General features: G+C 74.6%; 23 protein-coding genes and 3 pseudogenes. 20 read left to right on the forward strand and 6 right to left on the reverse strand.

Annotated elements, in window-relative coordinates:
- Nucleotides 1–21 precede the first annotated feature (21 nt).
- From O7618_RS29245 to O7618_RS29265, 5 genes and pseudogenes are all read left to right on the forward strand, one after another.
- Nucleotides 22–1098, forward strand: coding sequence for an alpha/beta hydrolase (locus O7618_RS29245; RefSeq protein ID WP_278109362.1), 1077 nt, complete (start codon nucleotides 22–24; stop codon nucleotides 1096–1098).
- 5 nt (nucleotides 1099–1103) lie between these two features.
- Nucleotides 1104–1964, forward strand: coding sequence for a DUF3152 domain-containing protein (locus tag O7618_RS29250; protein ID WP_278109363.1), 861 nt, complete (start codon nucleotides 1104–1106; stop codon nucleotides 1962–1964).
- A gap of 75 nt (nucleotides 1965–2039) precedes the next feature.
- On the forward strand, nucleotides 2040–2855 hold the full coding sequence (locus O7618_RS29255; RefSeq protein WP_278109364.1) for a DUF3152 domain-containing protein: 816 nt from the start codon (nucleotides 2040–2042) through the stop codon (nucleotides 2853–2855).
- Between the two features lie 41 nt (nucleotides 2856–2896).
- Nucleotides 2897–4144, forward strand: a complete 1248-nt coding sequence (moeZ, locus tag O7618_RS29260; protein ID WP_278109366.1) for an adenylyltransferase/sulfurtransferase MoeZ — start codon at nucleotides 2897–2899, stop codon at nucleotides 4142–4144.
- 108 nt (nucleotides 4145–4252) lie between these two features.
- A pseudogene (locus O7618_RS29265) lies at nucleotides 4253–5122 on the forward strand (hypothetical protein); the annotation flags it as partial.
- Between the two features lie 135 nt (nucleotides 5123–5257).
- Here the strand turns inward: O7618_RS29265 and O7618_RS29270 are convergent.
- Together O7618_RS29270 and proB are read right to left on the reverse strand one after the other, a co-directional pair.
- Nucleotides 5258–6499, reverse strand: a complete 1242-nt coding sequence (locus tag O7618_RS29270) for a glutamate-5-semialdehyde dehydrogenase (protein WP_278109368.1) — start codon at nucleotides 6497–6499, stop codon at nucleotides 5258–5260.
- Nucleotides 6500–6570: 71 nt separating this feature from the next.
- Nucleotides 6571–7680 (reverse strand): glutamate 5-kinase, encoded by a 1110-nt coding sequence (gene proB / locus O7618_RS29275; protein ID WP_278109369.1) that lies wholly within the window; start codon nucleotides 7678–7680, stop codon nucleotides 6571–6573.
- A gap of 61 nt (nucleotides 7681–7741) precedes the next feature.
- Here proB and O7618_RS29280 point away from each other — a divergent pair, with 61 nt between their 5' ends.
- Genes O7618_RS29280 through O7618_RS29290 form a run of 3 tightly spaced genes read left to right on the forward strand, consistent with a single transcriptional unit; the run spans nucleotide 7742 to nucleotide 10963 of the window.
- Entirely contained in the window at nucleotides 7742–8062 is a 321-nt protein-coding gene (locus O7618_RS29280) for an MGMT family protein (RefSeq protein ID WP_278109370.1), read from the forward strand.
- A gap of 26 nt (nucleotides 8063–8088) precedes the next feature.
- Nucleotides 8089–9438, forward strand: coding sequence for an MFS transporter (locus tag O7618_RS29285; RefSeq protein ID WP_278109372.1), 1350 nt, complete (start codon nucleotides 8089–8091; stop codon nucleotides 9436–9438).
- Between the two features lie 46 nt (nucleotides 9439–9484).
- Nucleotides 9485–10963: an aminotransferase class V-fold PLP-dependent enzyme gene (locus tag O7618_RS29290; protein WP_278109374.1), complete on the forward strand. Its 1479-nt coding sequence runs from the start codon at nucleotides 9485–9487 to the stop codon at nucleotides 10961–10963.
- A gap of 14 nt (nucleotides 10964–10977) precedes the next feature.
- On the opposite strand, the gene O7618_RS29295 is transcribed toward O7618_RS29290, so the two are convergent.
- Both O7618_RS29295 and O7618_RS29300 read right to left on the reverse strand, forming a co-directional pair.
- Nucleotides 10978–12195: a hypothetical protein gene (locus tag O7618_RS29295; protein WP_278109375.1), complete on the reverse strand. Its 1218-nt coding sequence runs from the start codon at nucleotides 12193–12195 to the stop codon at nucleotides 10978–10980.
- Nucleotides 12188–12748: a SigE family RNA polymerase sigma factor gene (locus tag O7618_RS29300; protein WP_278109376.1), complete on the reverse strand. Its 561-nt coding sequence runs from the start codon at nucleotides 12746–12748 to the stop codon at nucleotides 12188–12190. Before O7618_RS29300 ends, O7618_RS29295 begins: the two co-directional genes overlap by 8 nt.
- A gap of 136 nt (nucleotides 12749–12884) precedes the next feature.
- Between O7618_RS29300 and O7618_RS29305 the strand changes: the two genes are divergently transcribed.
- Nucleotides 12885–13445 (forward strand): NADH-quinone oxidoreductase subunit B, encoded by a 561-nt coding sequence (locus O7618_RS29305; RefSeq protein ID WP_278109377.1) that lies wholly within the window; start codon nucleotides 12885–12887, stop codon nucleotides 13443–13445.
- Nucleotides 13446–13482: 37 nt separating this feature from the next.
- Nucleotides 13483–13998, forward strand: a pseudogene (locus O7618_RS29310) (DUF2252 family protein); the annotation flags it as partial.
- Nucleotides 13999–14013: 15 nt separating this feature from the next.
- Here the strand turns inward: O7618_RS29310 and O7618_RS29315 are convergent.
- Nucleotides 14014–15060 (reverse strand): glucose 1-dehydrogenase, encoded by a 1047-nt coding sequence (locus O7618_RS29315; RefSeq protein ID WP_278109378.1) that lies wholly within the window; start codon nucleotides 15058–15060, stop codon nucleotides 14014–14016.
- A gap of 103 nt (nucleotides 15061–15163) precedes the next feature.
- Here O7618_RS29315 and O7618_RS29320 point away from each other — a divergent pair.
- A pseudogene (locus O7618_RS29320) lies at nucleotides 15164–15730 on the forward strand (NADH-quinone oxidoreductase subunit C); the annotation flags it as partial.
- Nucleotides 15731–16158: 428 nt separating this feature from the next.
- A complete protein-coding gene (locus tag O7618_RS29325) occupies nucleotides 16159–17121 on the forward strand; it encodes a complex I subunit 1 family protein (RefSeq protein ID WP_278109379.1) in 963 nt (320 codons plus the stop codon).
- 58 nt (nucleotides 17122–17179) lie between these two features.
- On the opposite strand, the gene O7618_RS29330 is transcribed toward O7618_RS29325, so the two are convergent.
- The gene (locus O7618_RS29330) at nucleotides 17180–18232 is read right to left on the reverse strand and encodes a glutathione S-transferase C-terminal domain-containing protein (protein ID WP_278109380.1); all 1053 of its coding nucleotides are present in this window, start codon (nucleotides 18230–18232) and stop codon (nucleotides 17180–17182) included.
- An 88-nt stretch (nucleotides 18233–18320) separates the two neighbouring features.
- On the opposite strand from O7618_RS29330, the gene O7618_RS29335 reads away from it, so the two are divergent.
- The 8 genes from O7618_RS29335 (at nucleotide 18321) to htpX (ending at nucleotide 26286) form a co-directional block, all read left to right on the forward strand.
- Nucleotides 18321–18743 (forward strand): ester cyclase, encoded by a 423-nt coding sequence (locus tag O7618_RS29335; RefSeq protein WP_278109381.1) that lies wholly within the window; start codon nucleotides 18321–18323, stop codon nucleotides 18741–18743.
- A 79-nt stretch (nucleotides 18744–18822) separates the two neighbouring features.
- Nucleotides 18823–19410: an NADH-quinone oxidoreductase subunit I gene (locus tag O7618_RS29340; RefSeq protein ID WP_278109382.1), complete on the forward strand. Its 588-nt coding sequence runs from the start codon at nucleotides 18823–18825 to the stop codon at nucleotides 19408–19410.
- Nucleotides 19407–19985, forward strand: a complete 579-nt coding sequence (locus O7618_RS29345) for an NADH-quinone oxidoreductase subunit J (RefSeq protein ID WP_278109383.1) — start codon at nucleotides 19407–19409, stop codon at nucleotides 19983–19985. Before O7618_RS29340 ends, O7618_RS29345 begins: the two co-directional genes overlap by 4 nt.
- A complete protein-coding gene (gene nuoK / locus O7618_RS29350) occupies nucleotides 19982–20320 on the forward strand; it encodes an NADH-quinone oxidoreductase subunit NuoK (RefSeq protein ID WP_278109385.1) in 339 nt (112 codons plus the stop codon). The genes O7618_RS29345 and nuoK overlap by 4 nt, the downstream gene beginning before the upstream one ends.
- 55 nt (nucleotides 20321–20375) lie before the next feature.
- The gene (locus O7618_RS29355) at nucleotides 20376–22301 is read left to right on the forward strand and encodes an NADH-quinone oxidoreductase subunit L (RefSeq protein WP_278109387.1); all 1926 of its coding nucleotides are present in this window, start codon (nucleotides 20376–20378) and stop codon (nucleotides 22299–22301) included.
- Nucleotides 22298–23803: an NADH-quinone oxidoreductase subunit M gene (locus O7618_RS29360; protein ID WP_278109388.1), complete on the forward strand. Its 1506-nt coding sequence runs from the start codon at nucleotides 22298–22300 to the stop codon at nucleotides 23801–23803. The genes O7618_RS29355 and O7618_RS29360 overlap by 4 nt, the downstream gene beginning before the upstream one ends.
- The gene (locus O7618_RS29365) at nucleotides 23800–25263 is read left to right on the forward strand and encodes a proton-conducting transporter membrane subunit (protein WP_278109390.1); all 1464 of its coding nucleotides are present in this window, start codon (nucleotides 23800–23802) and stop codon (nucleotides 25261–25263) included. The genes O7618_RS29360 and O7618_RS29365 overlap by 4 nt, the downstream gene beginning before the upstream one ends.
- A gap of 144 nt (nucleotides 25264–25407) precedes the next feature.
- A complete protein-coding gene (gene htpX / locus O7618_RS29370; protein ID WP_278109391.1) occupies nucleotides 25408–26286 on the forward strand; it encodes a zinc metalloprotease HtpX in 879 nt (292 codons plus the stop codon).
- Nucleotides 26287–26312 lie beyond the last annotated feature (26 nt).

Consider the following 26312-nt stretch of genomic DNA (forward strand, 5'->3'; position numbering starts at 1 on the left):
GGCGCGGGGAAGACTGGAGGCATGAAGCGTGCCGCACTCTGGCCGGATCATCTCCTCCCCGCGCACCACGTCCCGCCGCCCTGGCCTGGCCGGCACGTGCCGCTCGACGGCACGCTCGTCCACGTCCGGGACACCCCGGCCACCACGCCGGGTGCCGAGCCGGCGCTCTACGTGCACGGCCTCGGCGGCTCCGCGCAGAACTGGACCGACCTGGCCGGGCTGCTCGCGGGCCGGCTCGACGGCCAGGCGATCGACCTGCCCGGGTTCGGGCGCAGCGAGCCGGGCCGGCGCTACACGATCCCGGCCTTCGCCGACCGGGTGGTCCGCTGGATCGAGCACAGCGACCGGGGGCCGGTGCACCTGTTCGGCAACTCGCTGGGCGGCGCGGTCGCGGTCCGGGTGGCGGCGCTGCGGCCGGACCTGGTCCGCACGCTCACGCTGATCTCGCCGGCCCTGCCGTTCCTGGACTTCCGGCGCTCGTTGCAGGGGCGGATGCTGCCGGTGCTGGTGATCCCCCGGGGCGAGCGGCTGGCCGCCTGGCGGCTGGCCCAGCTCGCCCCGGAGGCGATGGCGCAGCAGGTGATGGAGTCGTGCGTGGCGGACCTGACCCGGATCAGCGAGCAGCGCCGGCAGGAGGCGATCGACGAGATCCGGATCCGGTACGAGGCGGCGCACTACGCCGCCGCCTACGTGCGCACGTTCCGGGGCCTGGTCGGCAGCTTCCTGCGGTCGTACCTGCCGGGGGAGGGTGCGCTGTGGCGGCAGGCCGCGTCGGTGCGGGTGCCCACGCTGGTGGTGGGCGGGCGGCAGGATCGCCTGGTCGACGTGCGGGTCGCCCCGCAGACCGCCCGGGTGGTCCCGGACAGCCGGTTGTTGATGCTCGACGACGTCGGGCACGTGGCCCAGCTGGAGGTGCCCCGGATCGTGGCCCGGGCGGTGCTGGCGCTGCTCGACGAGGCGGCGCCGGCCGGGACGCCGGTGCCGGCCGCCTTGCCGGAGCTGGCCGCCACGCCGGGGACGGCGGAGCGGAAAGCGCAGACCACGGCCCTGGTCACCGGAACGGGGGAGAGCGAAAGCGGTCGCGACGTGGCAGGCTGAGCCGGATGCCCAGCTCCCGCCGTCCGCGTGCCGCACGGTCCACGCCTCTTGCCCGCCGGTGGCGTACCGCCGTGGTGGTCTGCGCCTTCCTGGCCGCCGCCGGGATGGGCGTGGGGGTCGCGTTGCGACTGCCGTCGGCCGGCGCGAAGGAGTTGGTGGCCGACGGGTTCGCCGCGCAGTCGCCGGAGCCGGCCCCGGCCGTGGCGCCGTCGTCGGCCGCGCCGCCGCCCGTGACGCCGCGCTCGCCGGTGGCGCCCGTGCTGGCCCTGCCCGGTCCGGTGCCGGCGCACGGCCGGGGCGGTTTCTCCTACGACGACCGGGCCGGCGGCGTGCTGGGCCGGGCGGGGGAGCTGCGCCGGTTCCGGGTGGCGGTGGAGGTCGGCTCCGGTGAGCGGCCAGGTGCCTTCGGTGACGCGGTGCAGCGGGCCCTGGCCGGGCCGGGCAGCTGGGTGGAGAGCGGCCGGTTGCGGTTGCGGCGGGTGGCGCCGGGCGGGCGTTACGACTTCACGATCTATCTGGCCACCCGGGACACCGCGTTGCGGCTGTGCGGGGCGGGCGGGATCGACATCCGCAAGGGCGGCGTGCCGTACACGTCTTGTCGGGTGCCCGGCAAGGTCGTGATCAATCTCGACCGGTGGCGCACCTCGGCACCGCATCTGGTGGCCGCGCGGATGCCGTTGGACACCTACCGGCTCTATGTGGTCAACCACGAGGTGGGGCACCAGCTCGGGCACCACCACGAGGCGTGTCCGGGCCCGGGCCGGCAGGCGCCCGTGATGCAGCAGCAGACGCTGTTCCTCGACGGCTGCCGCCCGAACCCGTGGCCGTACCTGGGCGGGAAGCGGTACGCGGGGCCGTCGTTGTGAGCCGGTTGCGAAAGTTATTCGCGGCATAAGCGGTAAAAGCAGCTATATGCCCGAATTGCGTGTCACGCTGGTGTCATGACGTCGTCGTCCCCGTACGACCCGCCCGAACGTCCCGAACGTCCCGGGCTGCGCCGAATGCGGCGCCGCCGTCGGCGAGCGGTGCTGCTGCTGGCCATGCTCGTCGCGGCCACCGGCGGCGCGGTGGGGATCACCCGGCTGAGCGAGCCGTCGCGACCCGTGCGGGTTCCGCTCGCCGCCGAGCCCACGCTGATGCCGGACGCCGACACCGCGCCGCCGTCGGCCGGGCCGACCGGCTATCCGACCGCCGGCCCCGGCACCTTCGCGGTGGCCGGGGGCCGCTCACCGGTACGCGGCCACGCCGGCCCGCTGCGCCGCTACCGGGTCGAGGTCGAGCGGGGCGCCGGGCCGGACGTCGACGCGTTCGCCGCGACCGTCGACCGGGTGCTCGGGGACCCGCGCAGTTGGATCGCCTCCGGCCTGCTGCGGGTGCAGCGGGTGCCCGAGGCCGCCGCCGCCGACTTCACCGTCTACCTGGCCACGCCGGTCACGTCGGAGCGGATGTGCGCCGAGGGCGGCCTGCACACCGAGCGGTACACGTCCTGCCGGCTGCCCGGCCGGGTCGTGCTCAACCTGGCGCGCTGGATGACGGCGGTGCCCGACTACGGCGCCCCGCTCGACACCTACCGGACCTACGTCATCAACCACGAGGTCGGGCACGAGTTCGGCGAGCTGCACCAGGCCTGCCCCCACCCCGGCGCACCCGCCCCGGTGATGCAGCAGCAGACGTACGGGCTGGACGGCTGCGTGCCGAACGCCTGGCCGTACGTCGGCGGGGTGCGCTACTCGGGCGAGCCGACCGACGGGGTCTGAGTTATTCCCGGTCCCGCAGTTCGGGCCGGGTGTCCCTCGTCATGGCCGATCCCCACCACGGCGAGCGACAATGGCTCGGTCCCACCGCCGATCCCGGGGAGTTCACCGTGTCGTTGCCCCCGCTCGTCGAGCCCGCCGCCGAGCTGACCGTTGACGAGATCCGCCGCTACTCGCGCCACCTGATCATCCCGGACGTCGGGGTCGAGGGGCAGAAGCGGCTGAAGAACGCCCGGGTGCTCTGCGTCGGCGCCGGCGGTCTCGGCTCGCCCGCCCTGATGTACCTCGCCGCCGCCGGTGTCGGCACGCTCGGCATCATCGACTTCGACACCGTCGACGAGTCGAACCTCCAGCGCCAGATCATCCACGGCGTCTCCGACGTCGGCCGCTCCAAGGCCGAGTCCGCCGCCGCGTCGATCCGGGAGATCAATCCGCTGGTGCACGTGGAGATCCACAACACCGCGCTGGACCGGGAGAACGTCAAGGACATCTTCTCCCGCTACGACCTGATCGTCGACGGCACCGACAACTTCGCCACCCGCTACCTGGTCAACGACGCGGCCGTGCTGCTCGGCAAGCCGTACGTCTGGGGTTCGATCTACCGCTTCGACGGCCAGGCCTCGGTCTTCTGGGCCGAGCACGGCCCCTGCTACCGCTGCCTCTACCCGGAGCCCCCGCCGCCCGGCATGGTCCCGTCCTGCGCCGAGGGCGGCGTGCTCGGCGTGCTCTGCGCGTCCATCGGGTCGATCCAGGTCAACGAGGCGATCAAGCTGCTCGCCGGCATCGGCGAGCCGCTCGTCGGCCGGCTGATGGTCTACGACGCCCTGGAGATGAGCTACCGCAAGATCAAGGTCCGCAAGGACCCGAACTGCGCGCTCTGCGGCGAGAACCCCACGGTCACCAACCTGCTGGAAGACTACGAGGACTTCTGCGGCGCGGTCTCCGAGGAGGCGCAGGAGGCGGTGGTCGACTCCACCATCACGGCGCTGGAGCTGAAGGAGTGGCAGGACGCCGGCAAGGACATCTTCCTGGTCGACGTCCGTGAGCCCGCCGAGTACGAGATCGTCCGGATCCCCGGCTCGACGCTGATCCCCAAGGGCGAGATCCTCTCCGGCGAGGCGCTGGCGAAGTTCCCGCAGGACCGGCAGATCGTGCTGCACTGCAAGTCCGGTGTGCGGTCCGCCGAGGCGCTGGCCGCGCTGAAGGCGGCCGGTTTCAAGGACTCGGTGCACGTGCAGGGCGGCGTGCTCTCCTGGGTCAAGCAGGTCGACCCGTCGCTGCCCTCGTACTGATCCGTCGACCGCCCGAAGGCCCCGTCACTCGCGCAGGCATCCACGCCCGTGAGTGATGGGGTTTTCGCGCCTTGTGCCCCCCGACCGCCCGGCGGTCCTCGGTAAACCCTGGCCGAGCTACCGAGGCGTAACCGCGTCCGCGCAGGTAGCGTCACCGCCGTGGTCGATCTGGAAGCGGCGATCGGGTTCGTCGTGGCACACGGGGACGCGGTGGACCGCGCCCGCCTGTCCCGGTTGCGCTCCGGCGCGCCGGCGTCGCCGGAGCTGCTCGACGCGGCGGAGTCCGGCCAGACCCTCGGCGGCGGCTGGCCCGCCGTCCTCGGCGGTGAGGTCGCCTCGGTCGACGCGACCTGCTTCCGCCTGTCCGAGTTGGACGACCTCGGCGCGCTGGGCCGCCCCGCCGCCCGGCACGCGCTCGACTGGCTGGCCAGCGGCCAACTCGCCGACGGCGGCTGGGACGAGCATGTGTCGCTCGCCGGGTTCGCGCCGGAGTGGGCCACCCCCGGCGACCCGGAGGCGCGGTTCTACCTGACCGCCGGCGCCGGGTTCTGGCTCACCGTGGCCGGGCTGGACGCCCGCGCCGCCGGGCCGCTCGACCACCGGGTCGGCGGGGCGTACGCCGGTGTGGTCCAGGCGGCGGCGCACACGCTCGCCGCGCAGCTCGCGCCGGACGGCGCCTGGCCGTCGTTCCTGCCGGCCGGGTGGCTGGCCGCGGCCGTGCTGCACCGGCAGCAGATGTTCCTGGAGTCGGCCCGGATCCAGGCGATCCTCGCCGACCGGCTCCCGGAGATGTCCCCGGCCGACGTGGCCTGGCTCGCCGCCACGCTGCGGCGGGTGGAGGTGGGCGAGGAGCAGTGGCTGCTGGTCTCGGCCCGGCGGCGGCTCGCCGAGACGCAGCGCAGCGACGGCGGCTGGGACAGCGACGACGGCCACCAGTTCGACGTGCACACCACGCTGCGCGCGATCCGGGCCTGCCGCCCGAACGTTCCGGAGGCCCCGCGCGCCGGCGCGCAGTTCGTGGTGCCGCCCACCGTCACGCTGCCCGCGCCGCGCTCGGGTGAGCCCCCGGCGACACCGGCCGGCGGCCCCCTCCAGGTGGCCTAGACGGGTCGCTCAGCGGAGGTGGCCGTCGCCGGTCACCACGTACTTCGTGCTGGTCAGCTCCGGCAGACCCATCGGGCCGCGGGCGTGCAGCTTCTGGGTGGAGATGCCGATCTCGGCGCCGAAGCCGAACTCGCCGCCGTCGGTGAACCGGGTCGACGCGTTGACCATGACCGCGGCGGCGTCCACCCGGGCCACGAACTCCCGGGCCGCCCGCTGCGAGTCGGTGACGATCGCCTCGGTGTGCCCGGTGCCGTAGCGCCGGATGTGCGCGACCGCCGCGTCGAGCGAGTCGACCACGGCGACCGAGATGTCGGCGGAGAGGTATTCGGTGGCCAAGTCCTCCTCGGTCGCCGGCACCACGGCGGGGGAGTGCGCGGCGACCTCGGCGGTGCCGTGCACGGTCACCCCGGCGTCGGCGAACGCGGTCAGCACCGCCGGCAGGAACGTGTCCGCCACGTCCCGGTGCACCAGCAGCGACTCGGCGGTGTTGCAGGTGGACAGCCGCTGCGTCTTGGCGTTCAGCGTGATCGCGAGCGCCTTGCCGAGGTCGGCGGCGGCGTCCACGTACACGTGGCAGTTGCCCACCCCGGTCTCGATCACCGGCACCGTCGACTCCTCGATCACGGTGCGGATCAGCGACGCGCCGCCACGGGGGATCAGCACGTCGACCAGGCCGCGGGCCCGCATCAGCTCCTTGACCGAGTCGCGCGAGGTGGAGTCGAGCAGTTGCACCGCGTCGGCCGGCAGGCCGGCTCCGGCGACCGCGTCGCGGAGCACCGCGACCAGCGCCGCGTTCGAGTGCGCCGCCGAGGAGGAGCCACGCAGCAGCGCCGCGTTGCCGGATTTCAGGCAGATCCCGGCCGCGTCGACGGTCACGTTCGGTCGGCCCTCGTAGACGATGCCGACCACCCCGAACGGCACCCGCACCTGGCGCAGCTCCAGCCCGTTCGGCAGGGTGGAGCCGCGGACCACCTCGCCGACCGGGTCGGGCAGCGCGGCCATCTGGCGCAGCGCGTCGGCGATGGCGGCGACCCGGCCCTCGTCGAGGGCGAGCCGGTCCAGCACGGCCGCGCTCAGCCCGGCGTCGCGCCCGGCCGCCAGGTCCGTCGCGTTCCCCGACAGAACCTCCGGGGTACGCGCCACCAGCGCGTCGGCCATCGCGTGCAGCGCGGCGTCCTTGACGGTACGGGTGGCCGTGGCGAGATCCTCCGCCGCGTCCCGGGCCCGGCGGGCCTGCTCGACGACGCTCATCGTGCGCTCCTTCGCAGAGATGTTAGGAGAGGCCCCCTGTTATGCAGAATGCGTTAACAGGGGGCCCCTCCTTACAACAAAACGAGGTCGTCTCGGTGGACGACCTCTCGTTCGTAGGCCGGGCCCAGGGCCGCGGCGAGTTCCGAGGTGGAGCGGCCGAGCAGGCCGGGCAGTTCCACCGCGTCGTAGTTGACCAGCCCGCGGGCCACCGGTGCGCCGGCGGTGTCGACCAGGTCCACCGGGTCCCCGGCGGTGAACGCGCCGTCGACGGCGGTGATGCCGGCCGGCAGCAGCGACTTGCGCCGGCCCACCACTGCCTGCACCGCGCCCGGGTCGAGGTGCAGCCGGCCGCGCGGCGCGGTGGCGTGCGCCAGCCAGAACAGCCGGGCGGCCGGGCGGCGGCTGCTGGCGTGGAAGAACGTGCCGACCGGGTCGCCGGCCAGCGCCGGGCCGGCCAGCGGCGCGGCGGTGAGCACGACCGGGATGCCGAAGCCGGTGGCGATGCGGGCCGCCTCGACCTTGGTCACCATGCCGCCGGTGCCCACCCCGGCCCGGCCGGCCCCGCCGACGTCCACGCCGGCCAGGTCGCCCTCGCCGTGCACCTCGGTGATCCGGGTGCTGCCGGGGCGGGCCGGGTCGCCGGTCCAGAGCGCGTCCACGTCGGAGAGCAGCACCAGCAGGTCGGCGTCGACCAGCGCGGCCACCAGCGCGGCGAGGCGATCGTTGTCGCCGAACCGGATCTCCTCGGTGGCCACCGTGTCGTTCTCGTTGACGATCGGCACGGCCCGCAGGTCGAGCAGCTTGCGCAGCGTGCGGTAGGCGTTGCGGTAGTGCGCCCGCCGGGTGACGTCGTCGACGGTGAGCAGCACCTGCCCGACGGTGCGCCCGTGCCGGGCGAACGCGGTCGCGTAGCGCCCGATGAGCAGGCCCTGGCCCACGCTGGCGGCGGCCTGCTGGGTGGCCAGGTCACGCGGGCGCCGGGTCAGCCGGAGCGGGGCGAGGCCGGCGGCGATCGCGCCGGAGGAGACCAGCACCACCTCGCGCCCCTGGGCGGTCAGCGCGCCGAGCGTGTCGACGAGCGCGTCGACCCGGGCGTCGTCGAGGCCGCCCGCCGCCGTGGTCAGCGAGGACGAACCGATCTTGACCACGATCCGGCGGGCCGAGGTGACTGCGTCGCGCACCCGACCATTCTGCGGGTTGCGATCCGCGACGCCGTGGCGCGTTCCCATATCGTGGCAGCTCGTGACACCTGACGAGTATGTCGAGGCGGTGCTGGCGCTGGTCGAGCGGATCCCGCCGGGCCGGGCGATGTCCTACGGGGCGGTGGCCGACGCGCTGGCCGAACGGTCCGGGCGGGCGTCGGCGCGGCTGGTCGGCTCGATCATGGCGCGGCACGGTGGCGGGGTGCCGTGGCACCGGGTGGTGAACGCGGCCGGCCGGCTGCCGCCGGGGCACGAGCGGGCGGCCCGGACCCGGTTGCGCGCCGAGGGGTGCCCGATGCGCGGGGACCGGGTGGACCTGACGGCGGCGGCCTGGTCGCCGGAGGAGGGGATGCGACCGTGACCATAACGTGAGTAGCATTCGGCTCCATGACCGCTTCGGGCCTGCCCCGCCGGGTGCACCTCGGATACGCGTCGGGATCGCTGGTCACCGGCGCGTTCGGGACCGTGCCCGGGCTGCTCCTGCTGCCCTACCTCACCGACACGCTCGGTGTCGCGGCCGGGCTCGCCGCGCTGCTGGTGCTCCTGCCGAAGGCGTGGGACGTACTGGTCAACCCGGTCGCCGGGCGGATCTCCGACCGGACCCGCTCCCGGTGGGGCGCCCGCCGGCCCTGGCTGCTCGGCGGCGGGCTGGCGCTGGCCGTGCTGTTCGCCTCGATCTTCGCCGCGCCGTTCGCGCGCGGCCCGGCCGCCGCCGCGTACGTGGCGCTGGCGTTCCTGGCCACCGCCACCGCGTTCGCATTCTTCCAGGTGCCCTACGTGGCGATGCCGGCCGAGCTGACCGCCGACCCGGCGGAGCGTACCCGGATGATGACCTGGCGGATCGCGGTGCTCGCGCTGGCCATCCTGGTCTCCGGCGCGGTCGCCCCGGCGGTGGTGGCCGCCGGCGGTGACGGCGTGCCCGGCCACCGGTGGATGGGCCTGTTCGTCGCGGCGCTGATCGTCCTCGGCACGCTCGGCGTGTTCCTCGGCACCCGGTCGGCGCCGGCCGGCACGGTGGCGGAGAGCGAGCCGAGCCTGCGCGCCCAGCTCGCGGTCGCCGCAGGCAACCGGCCGTTCCGGGCGCTGCTGGCCTGCTTCGTGATCCAGTCCGCCGGGGTCGCCACCGTGCTGGCCGGCGTCAAGTACTTCGCCGACCAGGTGCTGCGCGCGCCGGACAGCGGCCCCACGCTGCTGTTCGCCTGCTTCGTCGCGCCGGCCCTGCTGGTCATGCCGCTGTGGAGCCGGGCCGGCGCCCGGCTGGGCAAGCGCACCTCGCTGGTCGCCGCGTCGCTGCTCTTCGCGGCCGGCGCGCTCGCCCTGGTCGCCGCGCCCGCGCTGCCGGCCGCCGCAGTGTACGCGGTGGTCGCGCTGATCGGCGTCGGGTACGCCGGCCAGCAGGTCTTCGCGCTGTCCATGCTGCCCGACTGCATCGCCCACGACACCGCGCGCACCGGCCGCCGGCAGGCCGGCGTGTTCACCGGGCTGTGGACCGCCGGCGAGACGTTCGGCCTGGCCCTGGGGCCGGGCATCTACGGCCTGGTGCTTCAGCTCTCCGGCTACGTCTCCTCGTCGACCGGGTCCGCCGCCGCCCAGCCGGCCACCGCCCGGCTCGGCGTGCTGCTCGGCTTCACCGTGCTGCCGGCCCTGCTCGTGGTCGCCCCGGTGGTGCTGCTGCGCGGCTACCCGCTCACCCCGGCCCAGTTGTCCACCGGGGTCACGCCGGCGGTGCGGGCGTGATCCGCCTGCCGGCCGCGGACCGACACGAGAGGAACGTCCGAGACCGATGACCGAGACGGCAGGAACGGGCGCGCTGCCCGCCGAGGGGCTGCCCGCCACGCGGGTGCTCGACGAGATCCGGGCGTTGCGGGCGGCCGACCGGCCGACGCACGGCGGCCGGCTCTTCGCCTACGTCTACGACCCCGGCGTGGCCGGGCTGGACGAGCTGGCCCAGGCCGCGTACGCGGAGAGCGCGCACGTGAACGGCCTCGACCCGACCGCCTTCCCGTCGCTGCTGGCGATGGAGAACGCACTGGTCGCCGCCGCGGCCCGGCTGCTCGGCGGCGGTCCCGGCACGAGCGCGCCGGACGTCGTCGGCAGCGTCACCGGCGGCGGCACCGAATCGCTGCTGCTCGCCGTCAAGGCGGCCCGGGACGCCCGGCCCGACCTCGCCGAACCGCGGATCGTGGTGCCGGCCAGCGCGCACGCCGCGTTCGCCAAGGCGGCGCACTACCTGCGGGTGGCGCTGGACCGGGTGCCGGTCGACCCGGTGACGCTGCGTCCGGCGCTGGACGAGGTGGCCGCCGCGATCCGGCCGGAGACAGTCCTGGTGGTCGCGTCCGCCCCGTCGTACGCGCACGGCGTCGTCGACCCGGTCGCCGAGATCGCCGCCGTCGCGGCGGCCGCCGGGGTGCGCTGTCACGTGGACGCCTGCTTCGGCGGCTGGGCGCTGCCCTGGCTGCGCCGGCTCGGCGTGCCGGTGCCCGCATTCGACTTCGCCGTGGACGGGGTCACCTCGATCTCGGTGGACCTGCACAAATACGCGTACGCGCCGAAGGGGGTGTCGGTGCTGCTGCACCGGGACGCCGCGTGCCGCGCCCCGCAGTTCTTCGCGTACGCGGACTGGCCCGGCTACACGATGGTCAACCCGGTGATCGCCTCGACCCGCTCCGGCGGACCGATCGCCGCCGCGTACGCCACCCTGCGCCACCTGGGTGAGGACGGCTACCTGCGGCTGGCCGCGTCGACCCGGGATGCGGTCGCCGGACTGGCCGACGCGGTGCGGACGACCGACGGCCTGCGGCTGATGGCCGAACCGGAGTCCACAGTGGTCTGCTTCACCGCCGACGACCCGAAGCTGGACCTGTTCGTGCTGGTCGACGAGCTGACCGCGCGTGGCTGGCACACCCAGCCCCAGCTCCGGTACGCCGACCTGCCGGCCAGCGTGCACCTCACGGTGACCGCCGCGGTCGCGCCCCGGGTGGCCGAGTTCGCCCCGGCGCTGGCCGACGCGGTGGCGGCGACACGGACCGCCGGCCCGGTTCAGCTGCCGCCGGAACTGGTGGCGCTGGCCGGCGGCCTCGCCCCGGAGGCGCTCACCCCGGCGCTGGTGGCCGGGCTGGCCGAGGGGCTGGGCCTGGGCGGCGGCGCCGGTGTGCCGGACCGGATGGCGGTGGTCAACACGCTGCTCGACGCCGCCCCGGCGGCGGTGCGCGAGCGGCTGCTCGCCGAGTTCGTCGGGCTGCTCCAACGCCCGGCCTGGTGACCGGGCGGCGACCCTCACTCGAACGTCACCGGGATGTCGGCCCGCGTGGTGGTGCCGGGCACCGCCGCGCCCTCGCCACCCCGTTCCGCCTGGACCGTGAGGTGGTGGTCCGGCCCGGTCGTCCGGCGGATGAAGTGCAGGCCCACCACGGCCCGCCCGCCCGGCTCCAGCGGGCCGGGATAGCAGTAGAAGAAGGTGCCCCGGTGGGCCGCGGTGGGACAGCTCTCGACACGCGTGTGCTCGTGGGTGTCCTCGGCGCTGTCCGGCAGGGTCACCCGGACGTCGGTCAGCCGTCCGGAACCGATGTTGGTGACGGTGACGGTCGTCATGCCCCGCCGCCACCCGTCGGCGTCCGGCGGGCCGTAGACGACCGGGGTGGTGGTGACCGCGAACAACGGTGACACCGGCGTCGGCCCGGTCGCCGAGGTGGACACCGACGGCGGCGGCTCGACCGGGAAGGCCGTCGGTCCGCCGGTCTGGGTGAACTCGGCGTCCGTCCAACGGTAGGTCCGGGTCTGCCGGTGCGCCGCGTCCGGCTCCCGGCCGTCGGTCGGGAGCCGGTCGGCGACCTCGACCCGGAGCGCCCCGTCCGGCCGCGCGTCGAGGGCGACGAACCACTCCGGCCGCCGCGGGTCGGACCGGAAGACCCGCCCGAGCGCCACCGGCACGCCGTCCGCGCCCCGGTCGAACGCCACCACCTGCTCCGGGTACGGGCTGCGCCCGCGCAGGCAGCGCAGCAGCGCCACCGGTTCCGGCACGCCGTCGCCGTCGACGTCGCCGTAGGCGTACGCCGAGGTGGAGAGCAGCACGTCGCCGCTGCCGCCGGTGCGTTCCGCGAGGCGCACGTTCCGGGCCCGGCAGCCCGCGCCGGCCGGCCAGGCCGGCAGATCGACGGTGGCCGCGAGTAGTTCCGCCCGTTCGATCCGGCCGGTCGGCGCGCTCGGCGAGGCCGACGGGCCGACGCTCGGCGATTCGCTCGGAGCGGGTGCCGTGCTCGGCGCCGGCGACGTCACCGGCGCCGGTGTGGGCGCGCGACCCAGCGCGGCCCAGGCGGCCACCGGCGCGGCGACCGCCGCCGCGACCACGACCGCCACGGTGGTCACCCGGCGTCGCCGCCGGCGCCGCACCGTGCGCCGCACCGCGTCCGGCCCGGCCGGCACGACCGCGTCCAGGGTCAGCGTGCGGTACGCCTCGAATGCGCCGCTCAGGCGCGAGTCCCGGGGCTCAGGCATGATCGGTCACCTCGTTCGTGGTGGTGAGCTGGGCCGCCAGCGCGGCCCGCCCCCGGTGCAGCCAGGACTTGACCGTGCCCTCCGGCACGCCCTCCTGCTCCGCGATCTGGCCGACGCTGAGGTCGGCCAGGTGGTGCAGCACCACGGCACGGCGCTGCCTGGGCGGCAACTGGGCGAGCGCCGTGGTCAGCGCCACCCGGTCCGGGCCGGGACCCGGCACGTACTCCTCGCGCTGCTTCCGCAGCCAGGACTCGGCCGTGCGCAGCCGCCGCCAGCGGCTGGTGGCCAGGTTCCAGGCGACCCGGCGCACCCAGGCCACCGGATCGTCGTAGCGGGAGACCCGCGACCAGCGGGCGAAGGCCCGGCAGAACGCCTCCTGCACCAGGTCCTGCGACTGGGACAGGTCGCCGCAGTAGGCGGCGAGTTGCACGGTCAGCGACCGGAAGTGCGCATGGTAGAGCCCGTCGAAGTCGACCGCCTGGTGTCCGTCCGGGCCGTCCGTCGTCTCGTCGGGTGGCGGCTCACCGAGCCGCGCCTCGCTCGTCACGGTCATCCGTTCCTCCCCGTACGCGCCGCCGGGCGCAGTCTTATCCGTCACACGTGCTGACGCCGCCGCCGGTTGCGTCGGTTGCGCCGTCGGTGGCTGTGGTTGACTGTCGGTTCAGAGACAGCGCAGGGGGAGGCCCGAGGTGCAGTTGCCGGCCGTGCTCGGCGAGCCGATCCGGTTCGTGCTCAACTGGGGCCGCCGTTACTCGCTCTGGGTGTTCAACTTCGGGCTGGCCTGCTGCGCCATCGAGTTCATCGCGACCAGCATGGGCCGGCACGACTTCATGCGGCTCGGCGTGATCCCGTTCGCCCACGGCCCCCGGCAGGCCGACCTGATGGTGGTCAGCGGCACGGTCACCGACAAGATGGCCCCAGCGGTCAAGCGACTCTACGACCAGATGCCCGAGCCGAAGTACGTGATCTCGTTCGGCGCCTGCTCCAACTGCGGCGGCCCCTACTGGGATTCCTATTCGGTGACCAAGGGCGTCGACCAGCTCATCCCGGTCGACGTCTACGTGCCCGGCTGCCCGCCGCGCCCGGAGGCGCTGCTGCACGGCATCCTCCGCCTTCAGGCGAAGATCGCCGCCGAGCAGGCCGGCGTGGGCGGCGTGCCCCGCCCGGACGGGCTCGCCTCCCCGGCGGACGTGGTCCCCCGACCGGTGGAGGCGCTGACCGCGCCCCCGGTGCGCCCACCGGCCGGCTGAGCCGTCCGGTGGCGGGGCGGCGCTAGCCATGCGGGCCATGATCGACTCCCCGGAGAAGCGTTCCGCCTTCATCGCCGACGTGCTGACCGAGGAGTTCGGCGCGTCCCTGGCGATCGACCCGGCGGCGTTCCGCCGCAAGTTCCGCAAGATGGCCGCCTCACCGTTCGCGTTCTACCGGGGCAGCGCCTCGCTCTGCTACGCCGACCAGCGCGGCGACTTCGCCGGCGACCGCTACCTCGACGACCGGACCAGCCGGGTGTCGATCCACGGCGACCTGCACGCCGAGAACTTCGGCACCTACCTGAACGCCTCCGGCCGGCTGGTGTTCGACGTCATCGACGACGAGCGGGTCCGGTCGTACTTCCGGCACCAGGGGCACCGCGCCGCGGAGTCGCAGCGGGCGTTGCAGGCGCACGCCGACCCGTGGTTGGGCTTCACCGAGCTGGACGGCGTCGGCCAGCTCGTCGCCGAGGTCTCCCCGTACGCGGCGGACCTCGACTGGGCCGACGTGAACGAGCCCGAGGAGCTGTATGGGGTGCTCACCGACCTGGGCGGGCATCTGAGCGGGTCACTGCGCGAAGTTCAGCACCACCTTGATGTCGTCGCCCGTCGACGCGTACGCCTCGCGGTAGGCGGAGACCGGCACCCGGCGGGTGATCAGCGCGTTCAGCCACGACCGGTCGGCGCGGGCGAGCGCCTCGCCGGCCAGCTCCCAGTGCCGCCGGCCGGCGTTGACCGAGCCGAACACCACGTTGTTCTCCAGCACCAGCTCCCGGTTGAGCGCGCCGGCATCAAAGTCGATGGTCCGGCCGCCGCTGGACACGCCGGTGAGGCAGACGATGCCGTTCGGCGCGGCCTTGCACATCGCGTCCAGCACCACCGGCGGCGCGCCGGTGCACTCGACCACCACGTCCGGTTCGAGATCAAGCTCGGCCACGGTCGAGGTGTGGTAGGTGGCACCGAGCGCCCGGACCAGGTCGGGCTTCGGGCCGGTGGTGTTGCGGTCCAGCACGTGCACGGACAGCTCGCGCTGGCTGGCCAGCAGCGCGGCCAGCAGGCCGATCGGCCCGGCGCCGGTGATCAGCGCGGTCTTCGGCTTCCACTCGGCCCGGCGGCCGATCCGCTCGATGTGGTCCCACGCCTTCGCCACCACGCTCGTCGGCTCCAGCAGCATGCCCACCGACGCGAGCGCCGGGTCGAGGCCGACGGCGAACTTGGGTTGCAGCCGCCACCGCTCGCGGGCGAAGCCGTTCAACCCCTTGATGCCGTGCTCGGTGTACTGCCCGTTGCGGCACATGTCCCACTCGTCCACCGCGCAGTTCGCGCAGGGCACCGGGTCCGGGCGGCGGACCACGCCGGCCACCAGGTCGCCCGGGTGCAGCGTGCCGGTCGGGTCCTCCAGCACCCGGCCCAGCGACTCGTGGCCGAGCACCAGCCGCTCCTGGCCCGGCGGCGCCTCGCCGTACTCCCCGGCGATGATCTCCTGGTCGGTGCCGCAGACGCCGACGGCGAGCGCCTCGACCAGGATCGCGCCCTCCTCGGGCGCCGGCTCGGGCCAGTCCTCGGTCAGGCGTAGCGAGTCCGGGACACCGGGGGTCACAGTCACAGCGCGCACGAGCCCCATCTTTCCCCGCCGGCCGCCGAACCGCTCGGCAAAGCGACGATCCGGGCCTGGACGGCCCGACCCGGGCGGAAGCCGTCGGCCATAGGATCAGCGCATGACTCCGGAAGAGGTAGGCCGGCGGGTGGTCGAGCTGCTCGCGTCCGTCGAGGCCACCGCGTCGGTCTCCGGCGGTCAGGGACACGCCCGCGCCACCGTCGACGTGCCGCCGGCGAGCTGGGCGGACGCGCTGCGCGCGGCACGCGACGACGCCGAGCTGGGGTGCGACTTCCTCGACTGGCTGTCGGCGGTGGACGAGCTGGCCGACGGCTTCGACGTGGTCGCGCACCTGTGGTCGGTGCGGCACCGGCACGGGCTGCTGCTGCGCACCCGGGTGCCCCGGGACACGCCTGTCGTCGCGTCCGTGGTCGACGTCTTCCCGGGCGCCGCCTGGCACGAGCGGGAGACCCACGAGATGTTCGGTATCGACTTCGCCGGCCACGGCGAGCTGCGGCCGCTGCTGCTGCCGCCGGAGTTCGAGGGGCACCCGCTGCGCAAGGAGTTCGTGCTGGCCTCCCGGGTGGCGAAGCCGTGGCCGGGCGCGAAGGAGCCGGGCGAGTCAGAGGCGGGCGGCGGTCGCCGGCCGATCCGGCCGCCGGGCGTGCCCGCGCCGGGGGAGTGGGGCGCGACGCCCACGCCGGCCGGTGCGGCAGGCGTCGGCGAGGGCCCCCGCGGGGGTACGCCGGCCCGCCCGGCCCGCGAACGCCCGGCGCGGCCGGCCCCGGGTGAGCGCCCGGCGCGTCAGGCGTCCGGCGAGCGCTCCGAGCGTCCGGCCGGCGTCCGGCCGGCGTCCGGCGAGCGGCCGGCGCGGCCGGGTCCCGATGATCGTCCGATCCCGGGTGCGTCCCGGCCGACCGGTCCGGCCCGCCGGGAACCCGCCCCGCCGCCGCCGGAACCCGGCCCGCTCGGGCGCCCGGTGCCCGGCGAGCGGCCGACCGGCGCGGCGCGGCACGAGTCGGCGGCCGACCGGACCGCCGACCCGGCCCGGCCGGAGCCGGCGGCCGACCCGGCCCGGCCGGAGCCCGGTGGCGGAGCCGAGGCGGGGGAGGACTGATGCCGGAGTGGTTGGAGCTGGTCCTGCGGGTGGCCGGCGTGCTCGTCGCGTTCCTCACCCTGCCGCTGATCGTGGGCCAGGCCGAGCACAAGGTGATGGCCCACATGCAGGGCCGGCTGGGCCCGATGTACGCGGGCGGTTTCCACGGCTGGGCGCAGCTCGTGGCCGACGGGGTGAAGTTCGTGCAGAAGGAGGACGTCACTCCGCGTGACGCGGACCGGCAGGTGTTCCGGCTGGCCCCGGCCGTGGCGTTGGTGCCCTATCTGCTGGTGCTGCTGGTCATCCCGCTCGGCCCGGGTGACCTGGTCGCCCAGCCGCTCGACATCGGCCTGTTCTTCGTGCTCGCGGTGGTGGGCGTCGGGGTGCTGGCGGTGCTCATGTCGGCCTGGGCGTCGGCCAACAAGTACAGCCTGCTCGGCGGGCTGCGCGGCGCCGCCCAGCTGCTCGGGTACGAGCTGCCGCTGGTGCTGGCCGCCGCCTCGGTGGCGATGGCGGCGGGGACGCTCAGCCTGAGCGGGATCGTCGAGGCGTGGCGGCCGTGGTGGCTGCTCTGGCAGGCGCCGGCCATGGTGATCTTCTTCGTGGCCGGGCTGGCCGAGATCCGCCGCCCGCCGTTCGACATGCCGGTGGCCGACTCCGAGCTGGTGTTCGGCTACATGACCGAATACACCGGCCTGCGGTTCGCGTTCTTCCTGCTCGCCGAGTACGTCGGCATCGTGGTGATCGCGGCGCTGACCACGGTGCTCTTCCTGGGCGGCTGGCAGGGCCCGTTCGCCGACGCCCAGCTCGGCTGGCTGTGGACGCTGCTCAAGGTCTTCGCCGTGGCGTTCGTGATCATCTGGCTGCGGGTGAGTTATCCGCGGCTGCGCGAGGACCAGCTCCAGCGCCTCTGCTGGCTGGTCCTGGTGCCGCTCGCCCTCGCGCAGTTGGTGCTCACCGTCGCCGTCCGGTTGGCGATGTGAGGCGGGGCCCCCGCTTAACGCATTCCGCATAGGAGGGGGCCCCGCTTAACACCACAGCTCAGCGCAGCGGAGTGTGGGCGGGGTCGACCCGCTCCTCGGGAGCGGGCGGCGGGGGCGGGGTGCCGTCGCCGAAGGGGCGGCCGCCCAACTCCTCCCGATGGTGCGGGGTGAGCCAGTTCGACAGGTCCGGGCCGAGCGGCACGATCCCGGTCGGGTTGATGTCCCGGTGGACCTCGTAGTAGTGCCGCTTGATGTGGTCGAAGTCGATCGTGTCGCCGAAGCCCGGCGTGGTGAACAGGTCCCGGGCGTACGCCCAGAGCACCGGCATCTCGCTCAGCTTCTGCCGGTTGCACTTGAAGTGCCCGTGGTAGACCGGGTCGAAGCGGACCAGCGTGGTGAACAGCCGCACGTCCGCCTCGGTGATCGTGTCGCCGACCAGGTAACGCTGCCCGGCCAGCCGCTCGCTCAGCCAGTCCAGCCGGTCGAAGAGCCGGTGGTACGCCCGCTCGTACGCCTCCTGGCTGCCGGCGAAGCCGCACCGGTAGACACCGTTGTTGACGTCGGCGAAGACGACCGCGTTCACTTCGTCGATCTCGCCGCGCAGCCGCTCCGGGTAGAGCTCCGGCGCGTCCGGCCGGTGGTACTCGGTCCACTCGGTCGACAGGTCCAGGCTCATCTGCGCGTAGTCGTTGGTGACCACCTGCCCGGTGGGCACGTCGACCAGCGCCGGGACGGTGATGCCCCGGTCGTAGCCGGGGAACCGGGCGAAGTAGGCGTCGGCCAGCCGTTCGATGCCCAGCACCGGGTCCTTGCCGCCGGGGTCCAGGTCGAACGTCCAGCTCCGCTTGTCGTGGGTGGGGCCGGCGACCGCCTGCGAGATGGCGTCCTCCAGCCCGAGCAGCCGGCGGACGATGATCAACCGGTTCGCCCAGGGGCAGGCCCGGCTGACCGCCAGCCGGTAGCGGCCCGGCTCCACCGGCCAGCCGTCCCGCGCGTCCGCGGTGATCCGGGTCGCGATGTAGCGCTGGTCCCGGGTGAACTCGCCGCCCGGCTCCACGTACTTGCCGCCGGTCCGGTCCAGGACCTCGTCGTCGCTGCCGCCCACGCCCACCTCCCGAGTCGGGTTCCGTTCCCATCATGGTCGCTTCGGCCGGTCCCGGCAGGGCGAGCGGCGCAGAGGACGGCATAGGCTGCCGGGCGTGACCGATGTGGAGGCGGCGGCCCGGCGCTTCGTCGCCGACGTGTGGAACGCCGGCCGCGAGGAGAGCGCGTACGAGCTGGTGGCCCCGGAGTGCCCCGGGCTGGCCGGCGTCGGGCCGGCGGCGGTGCTGGCCTGGCACCGGGACCGGCGGGCGTCGTTCCCCGACCTGCGTTACAAGATCGTCGAGGTGGTGGCCGGCGGCGGGCGGGTCGCGGTGCGCTGGCGGGCCGCCGGCACCCAGGCCGGGCAGTTCGGTCCGGTGCCGCCGACCGGCCGGGTGGTCAGCTATTCCGGGGCGTCGTTCCTGCGCTTCGACGAGGCGGGCCGGATCGCGGACGTGTGGAGCGTCAACGAGCTGTTCCAGGTGCTCCAGCAGCTCGGCGTGCAGATGCTGCCCCCGCTCACACCCGGCGGGGCGTGAGCCTCCCGCGCTCACGATACCGCCGCCAAGAGTCGGGTGGTGGTCGCGCGCGCCCGGGGCACAGGGCAGGATGGGCGGCATGAGCGAGCACGGTGGAGTGCCCGGCGGCGGGCTGGTGAAGGGCCTGGCGGTCACGTTGAAGACGATGACCCGCCGCTCGACCACCCAGCAGTACCCGGACGTCGCGCCCGAGTTGCCGCCCCGCTCCCGTGGCGTGATCGCGCTGCTGGAGGAGAACTGCACGGTCTGCATGCTGTGCGCCCGCGAGTGCCCGGACTGGTGCATCTACATCGACTCGTACAAGGAGGAGGTGGCGGTGCCCGGCGCCGCCCGCCCCCGCCAGCGCAACGTGCTCGACAAGTTCGACATCGACTTCTCGCTCTGCATGTACTGCGGCATCTGCATCGAGGTCTGCCCGTTCGACGCGCTCTACTGGTCGCCCGAGTTCGAGTACGCCGAGTACGACATCAAGGACCTGCTGCACGACAAGGACCATCTGGGCGAGTGGATGGGCACCGTGCCGCCGCCGCCGGCCCACGACCCGCTCGGCGTCCCCTCGAAGGAGGAGACCACCGCCGCCCGCAAGGCCGCGGCGCCCGCCGCCCGTCCGGCCCCGAGCCGGGTACGCTCCGACGCCGCCGAGCCGGGGGAGGGCGCGGCCTCATGACCGGTGCGGACGTGCTGCTGCTCGCGCTCGGCGCGGTGGCGGTGGGCGCGGGCGCGCTGGTGGTGGCCACCCGCCACCTGGTCCGGGCCGGCCTGTGGCTGGTGGTGTGCCTGGGCGCGCTCGCCGGCGACTACCTGGTGCTCACCGCCGAGCTGGTGGCCTGGGTGCAGGTGTTGATCTACGTGGGCGCGGTGGTGGTGCTGCTGCTGTTCGCGGTGATGCTGACCCGCGCCCCGATCGGGCCCTCCGACGACCTGGACCGGCCCGGCTGGCCGGCCGCGCTGGTCGGCGCCGGCAGCGGCCTGGGACTGGCCGTGCTGCTGGTCGACGCGTTCCGCTGGTCCCGGGTGGCGTTGCCCGCCGCGGGCACCGCCGAGCGCCTCGGCGAGCAGGTGTTCCGCTCCTGGGTGCTGCCGTTCGAGGTGCTCTCGGTGCTGCTGCTCGCCGCGCTGGTCGGCGCGATCGTGCTCTCCCGCCCCGACATCGGCCGCCCGGCCACGCCCGACCCGGCCGGCGACGGCCCGGCCCGGCCGGAACCGGCGGCGGTGGCCGTCGACGAGGGCGGGCGCCGGTGAGGCCGGTCATCCCCTACGTCACCGCCGCGCTGCTGTTCGGCCTCGGCGTCTACGGCGTGCTGCGCCGGCGTAACGCGGTGCTGGTGCTGATGGCCGTGGAGCTGATGCTGAACGCGGTCAACCTGGTCCTGGTCACCGCGGACACCACGGTCCGGGCCGCGCTGCCGCACTCCGGTCAGGTGTTCGCGCTGTTCGTGATCGTGCTGGCCGCCGCCGAGATCGGCGTCGGGCTGGCCATTGTGCTCCAGCTCTACCGGTTGCGGGCCAGCGTCACGGTCGACGACGTCCCGCTCACCGAGCGCCCGCCGGCCGTCCGGGACGAGGTGGCCCCATGAGCGCGAGGAATGAGCCGGTTTTGCGAGCCCCGCAGTCGCGAACAAAGGTGGCACGGTGAGCACGTCGACGTTGTGGCTCGCGGCGGTGCTGCCGGGCGCGCCGCTGGTGGCCGGCCTGCTCGGGCTGCTGCTGCCGCCCGTCTCGCACGGGGACCGGGCGCCGGCCCGGAGGCTGGCGGTCGGGTTGGGCGTGACCGGCGCGGCGGTGGCGCTGCTGGCCGCGCTGGCGTTGCTGCTCCGCGTCGACGGGTCGGTGGAGGCGTCCACCACCTGGGTCGAGCTGGGCGGGCTGCGGGTCACGCTGGGCCTGCGGCTGGACGGCGTGGCGGTGCTGGTCGCCACCGCGGTCACCGTGGTGGCGCTCGCCGTGCAGGTCTACTCGACGGGCTACCTGCGTCGCGGCCCGCACGACGACGTGGACGTCGACCACCGTTACCCGCCGTACGCGGCCCAGCTCAGCCTCTTCACCGCCGCCATGCTGACCGTTGTGGTGTCCGGTGACCTGATCATGCTGCTGGTCGGCTGGGAGGTGATGGGCATCTGCTCGTACCTGCTCATCGCCCACGACCGGCGGCTGCCGGAGGCGCCCGGCGCGGCAGTGAAGGCGTTCCTGGTCACCCGGGTGGGTGACGTCGGTTTCCTGCTCGGCATCGCGTTGCTCGGGGTGGGCGCGGGCAGTTTCCGGATCGCCGACGTGCTGGCGCACGACTGGTCCACCGGTACGCTGACCGCCGCCTGCCTGCTGCTGCTCGCCGGGGTGGCCGGCAAGAGCGCCCAGTTCCCGTTGCACACCTGGCTGCCGGACGCGATGGCCGGCCCCACGCCGGTCTCCGCGCTGATCCACGCCGCGACCATGGTGGCCGCCGGGGTCTATGCGGTGGCCCGGCTGTTCCCGCTCTTCGCGCAGGCCCCGGCCGCGCTCGCGGTGCTCGGCGTGCTGGCCGCGATCACCATCCTGTTGGGCGCGTTCGCAGCCACCGCGCAGGACGACATCAAGCGGGTGCTGGCCTGGTCCACGGTCTCCCAGATCGGCTACATGACCGGCGCGCTCGCGGTCGGCGCGCCCGCCGCCGCGCTGTTCCACCTGCTCACCCACGCCGCGTTCAAGGCGTTGCTGTTCCTCGCCGCCGGCGCGGTGATCCACGCGGTGGGCACCACGCTGATGTCCCGGATGGGCGGCCTGCGCACCGGCATGCCGGTCACGTTCTGGTGCGTGGTGGTCGGGCTCGGCGCGCTGGCCGGGGTGCCGCCGCTCTCCGGTTTCTGGAGCAAGGACGGCGTGCTCGCCGCCGCCGAGGCCAACGCGCTCGACGGCGCCGGCCCGACCGCGAGCTGGGTGGGGTGGCTGGTCTGGCTGGCCGGGCTGCTCGGCGTGGCGGTCACCGCCTGGTACGCCACCCGGCTGCTGCTGCGCACGTTCTTCGGCACGGCCCGCGCGCCGCTGGTCCGCCCGCACGACCCGCCGGCGTCGCTGCGCTGGCCGGTGCTGCTGCTCGCGGTCCCGGCCGCGCTGCTCGGGCTGGCCGCGTTCGCGCCGTGGTTCGCCGACCGCCTGCGAGTGCCGGGCGACGACACCGGCGAGGCGGTCGAGCTGGTCCACCTCGCGCCCAACCTGATCCTGCCGTTCCTGCTGCTCGCGGCCGGCGCGGGCGTGGCCTGGGCCGGCTGGCGCCGGGATCCGGCCGCCGACCCGGCCCGCTTCCTGGGTCCGCTGCGGCCGGTGTTCGCCCGGGCGTTCCGGCTCGACGACGTCCAGCACGCTCTCGTCGTACGCCCGACCGGCGTGCTCGCGCGGGCCGTGCGGGCCGGCGACGAGCTGGGGGTGGACGGCCTGGTGGAGGGTGCCGGCCGGGCGGCGGTGGAGCTGGGCGACGGGCTGGCCGCGGCGCACCGGGCGGCGTTGCCGCGCGCGGCGGCCGGCGTGCTCGCCGGCGCGTTGCTGATCGGCCTGGCGGTCGCCCTGATCGGAGTCACCTCATGACGTTCGGGCAGGTCCTGCTGGTCGCGGTGGTCGCGGTCCCGGCGCTGGGCGCGGTCGCGACGGCCGCCGTGCCGGGTGACCGGGCCGGCCGGCTGGTCGGCACGGTGGCCGCCGCCTTGACGCTGCTGGCGACGCTGCCGCTGGTCGGCGGCGAGCACGGCTGGTTCGGGTACGGCCCCCGTCCGGCGGTGCAGCCGTGGCACCAGCTCGACCTGACCTGGGTGCCCGGGCTGGACCTGCGCTTCCACCTCGGGGTGGACGGCATCTCCTGGCCGCTCGTGGTGCTGACCGCGCTGCTCACGCTGCTGTGCTGCGGCTTCACGCTGTGGCGGGTGCCGGCGGGCGGCGGCAGCGGCCGGGCGCTGGTGGCGCTGCTGCTGGTGGTCGAGGTGGGCATCCTCGGCACGTTCCTCGCGCTCGACCTGGTGCTGTTCTTCCTCTTCTTCGAGGTCGTCCTGCTGCCGATGTACGCGATCATCGCCGGCTGGGGCGGCGACGACCGGCGCCGGGCGGCCCGCAAGTTCGCGCTCTACACCCTGTTCGGCTCGGTGCTGCTGCTGGTCGGCGTCTACGTGGTGGTAGCCGCCGCGGGCACCGCCGACCTGACCACGCTGACCGGCGGCGCCGGCCTGTCCCGCGACACGCAGTTGGCCGCGTTCACGCTGTTGGCGTTGGCGTTCGCGGTGAAGAGCCCGTTGTGGCCGCTGCACTCGTGGCTGCCCGACGCGCACACCCAGGCGCCCACCGTGGGCAGTGTGATCCTCGCCGGGGTGCTGCTGAAGATGGGCACGTACGGGCTGATCCGGGTGGCCGTGGGGGTGGCCCCGGAGGGCGCCCGCTGGGCGTCGCCGGTGCTCGGCGCGCTCGCCGTGGCGGCGATCGGAATCGGCGGCCTGGTCTGCCTGGCCCAGGTCGAGCTGAAGCGGCTGATCGCCTACTCCAGCGTGGGGCACATGGGGTTCGTGTTGCTCGGGGTGGCCACGCTCACCGCCACCGGCCTCCAGGCGGCGCTGATCGGCAACATCGCCCACGGGGTGATCACCGGCCTGCTGTTCTTCCTGGCCGGGGCGATCAAGGACCGGACGCACACCGGTGTGCTCGCCGAGCTGTCCGGGTTGCGGGAGACCGCGCCCCGGCTCGCCGGGCTGCTCGGCTTCGCGGCGGTGGCCTCGCTGGGGCTGCCCGGCCTGGCCGGCTTCTGGGGTGAGGCGTTCGCGGTGGTGGCCGCCGTGCGGCGGGGCGGGCCGCTGTGGCTGACGCTCGCCGTGCTGGCGGCGCTGGGCGGCGCGCTGACCGCCGCGTACCTCTTGCGGTTGTTGCGCCGGGTCAGTCACGGCCGGCCCAGCGCGGCGGTCGCGCCGCTCGGGCCGGGGCTGGCCGGGGCGGAGCTGACCGCCTGGGCGCCGCTGGTGGTGCTCGCGCTCGCCGTCGGCCTGGCGCCGGCGCTGGTCCTGTCCTATGCCTCCGGACCGGTGGAGGCCCTGCTGGGGGTCGTGCCATGAGTCTGGTGCAGCGTGTCGACAACGTGGCGCTGCTGCCGGCCTACCTGGCCGCCGGCACGGCCGTGCTGGCGCTCCTGGTCGACCTGCTGGTGGCCCGCCGGACGGTGACCGTGGCCGTGGCGGCGCTCGGCGCGGGCGGCACCACGGCCGGCGCGGCACTGGTCGGGGCGGCCGGTGAGCGGCGCACGTTCTGCGTCGGCGCGGACTGCTCCTGGGTGTGGGGCGGCCGGGCCGCCCTGGTGGCGGCGGTGATCGCCCTGCTCACGCTCGCCGTGCTGGTGATCTCCGGTCCGCTGCTGCGGGCCGGGCGCATCCCGGCCGGCGAATACTGCTTCCTGCTGGCCTGCGCGATGACCGGCGGTGTGGTGCTCGGCGCGGCCGGCGACCTGATCACCCTGCTGGTGGCGTTGGAGACGCTGACGCTGCCGCTCTACGTGCTGGTCGGGCTGCGCCGGGCCAGCCTGGCCGGGGCCGAGGCGGCGGTGACGTTCTTCGTGGTCAGTGTGGTCGCCACCACGGTGACGCTGCTCGGCGCGGCGCTGCTCTACGCGGTCACCGGCGGCCTGCACCTGGACCGGCTCGGCGGCACCCTGGCCGCCCGGGACGACCTGCGCGACCTGCCGCTGACCACTGTCGCGGTGGCGCTGGTGGTGGCCGGGCTGGCGTTCAAGGTGGCCGCCGTGCCGTTCCACGCCTGGGCGCCGGCGACGTACGACGGCGCGCCGCTGCCGGTGGCCGCCTACCTGTCGACCGCGTCGAAGCTGGGCGGCGTGGTGGCGTTGCTGGCGGTGGTGCAGCGGGCGCTGCCGGCCGGCGTGACCGGTCCGGTGCTGGCAGTGCTGGCCGCGTTGACCATGACCGTGGGCAACCTGGTGGCGCTGCGCCAGCGGCGTACCGTCCGGTTGCTGGCCTGGTCGTCGGTGGCCCAGGCGGGTTACATCCTGGCCCCGCTGGGCGCCTTGGCGCTGGCGGCGGGGCGCACCGTCGACGCGCGCGACGGGGCGTACGCGGCGGCAGTCGCGTACGCCGTGTTCTTCGTGCTGCTGGAGCTGGCCGCGTTCGCCGCGGTGGTGGCGTTGCGGCCGGCGGACGGCGACGGCGGCACGCTCGCCGACCTGCGCGGCGCGGCGCGGCGGCACCCGTGGGTGGGTGGCGCGTTCGCGCTGGCGTTGGTCGGGCTGGCCGGCCTGCCGCCGGGGCTGGCCGGGCTGTTCGCGAAGGTGACGGTGGTCCGGTCGCTGCTGGCCGGGCACGCCGGCTGGCTGGCCCTGGTGGTGGCGCTGAACGCGGTGCTCGGCCTGGCCTACTACCTGCGGGTGGCCGCGACGCTCTACGCGCCGGCCGGCGGCACGCCCGTGCGGCCCGCGCGCGGGGTGGTGTGGGCGCTCGGGGTGGCCACCGTGGCGGCCGTGGTGATCGGTTTCGCACCGCAGCTCGTGCTGGACGTCGCGGCGCGCTGACCGGTTCGTGCCCGGGTGGGCGGTCGGTTCAGCGGGCGCACAGGAATCCCCAGCCAACTTTCAGCCATGAGCCGGATGGTTGACGGGTACCGGTGTGTTGAACCGGTCAGCGGGACACCCCGCGCACCGAAGGAGCGATCGATCGTGCATCACAACCGTCTCAAGACCGCAGCGCTGCTCGGCCTGTTGACCTCGCTGATCCTCGCGGTCGGCTACTGGTTCGGCGGTAGCGGCGGTCTCGTCATCGCCGTGGTCGTCTCGTTGTTGATGAACGGCGTCACCTACTTCTTCTCCGACAAGCTCGCGCTGCGCTCGATGAAGGCGCAACCGGTCAGCGAGGCACAGTTCCCCGAGCTGTACCGGATGGTGCGGGAGCTGTCGACGCAGGCCGGCAAGCCGATGCCCCGGCTCTACGTGAGCCCGACGGCGCAGCCGAACGCGTTCGCCACCGGGCGTAACCCGGAGCACGCGGCGGTCTGCGTCACGCAGGGGATCGTGGAGATCCTCGACTACCGGGAGCTGCGCGGCGTGATCGGGCACGAGCTGTCCCACGTCTACAACCGGGACATCCTGATCTCCAGCGTGGCGGCCGGTCTGGCCGGCATCATCACCATGCTGGCCAACCTGGCCTGGTTCATCCCGCTGGGTTCGTCCGACGACGAGGACGGCCCGAACCCGGCGGTGCTGCTGCTCACCCTGATCCTCGGCCCGATCGCGGCCACCGTGATCCAGTTGGCGATCAGCCGCAGCCGGGAATACCAGGCCGACGCGTCCGGCGCCGAGCTGAGCCGCGACCCGCTGGCCCTGGCCAGCGCGCTCAAGAAGATCCACATGGGGACCCAGGCCCGCCCGCTGGCCCCGCAGGGTCAGCTCGCCAGCACCGCCCACCTGATGATCGACAACCCGTTCAAGCGGGGCGGTGGCATCGCCGCGATGTTCGCCACCCACCCGCCGATGGAGCAGCGGGTGGCCCGGCTGGAACAGCTGGCCCGCAACTCGGGGCCGGTGCAGTTCCAGCGCTGATCCGTCCGTCCATCGCCGCCCGCGTC

Source organism: Micromonospora sp. WMMD980 (genome assembly GCF_029626035.1).
In the GTDB taxonomy this organism is placed as follows: domain Bacteria; phylum Actinomycetota; class Actinomycetes; order Mycobacteriales; family Micromonosporaceae; genus Micromonospora.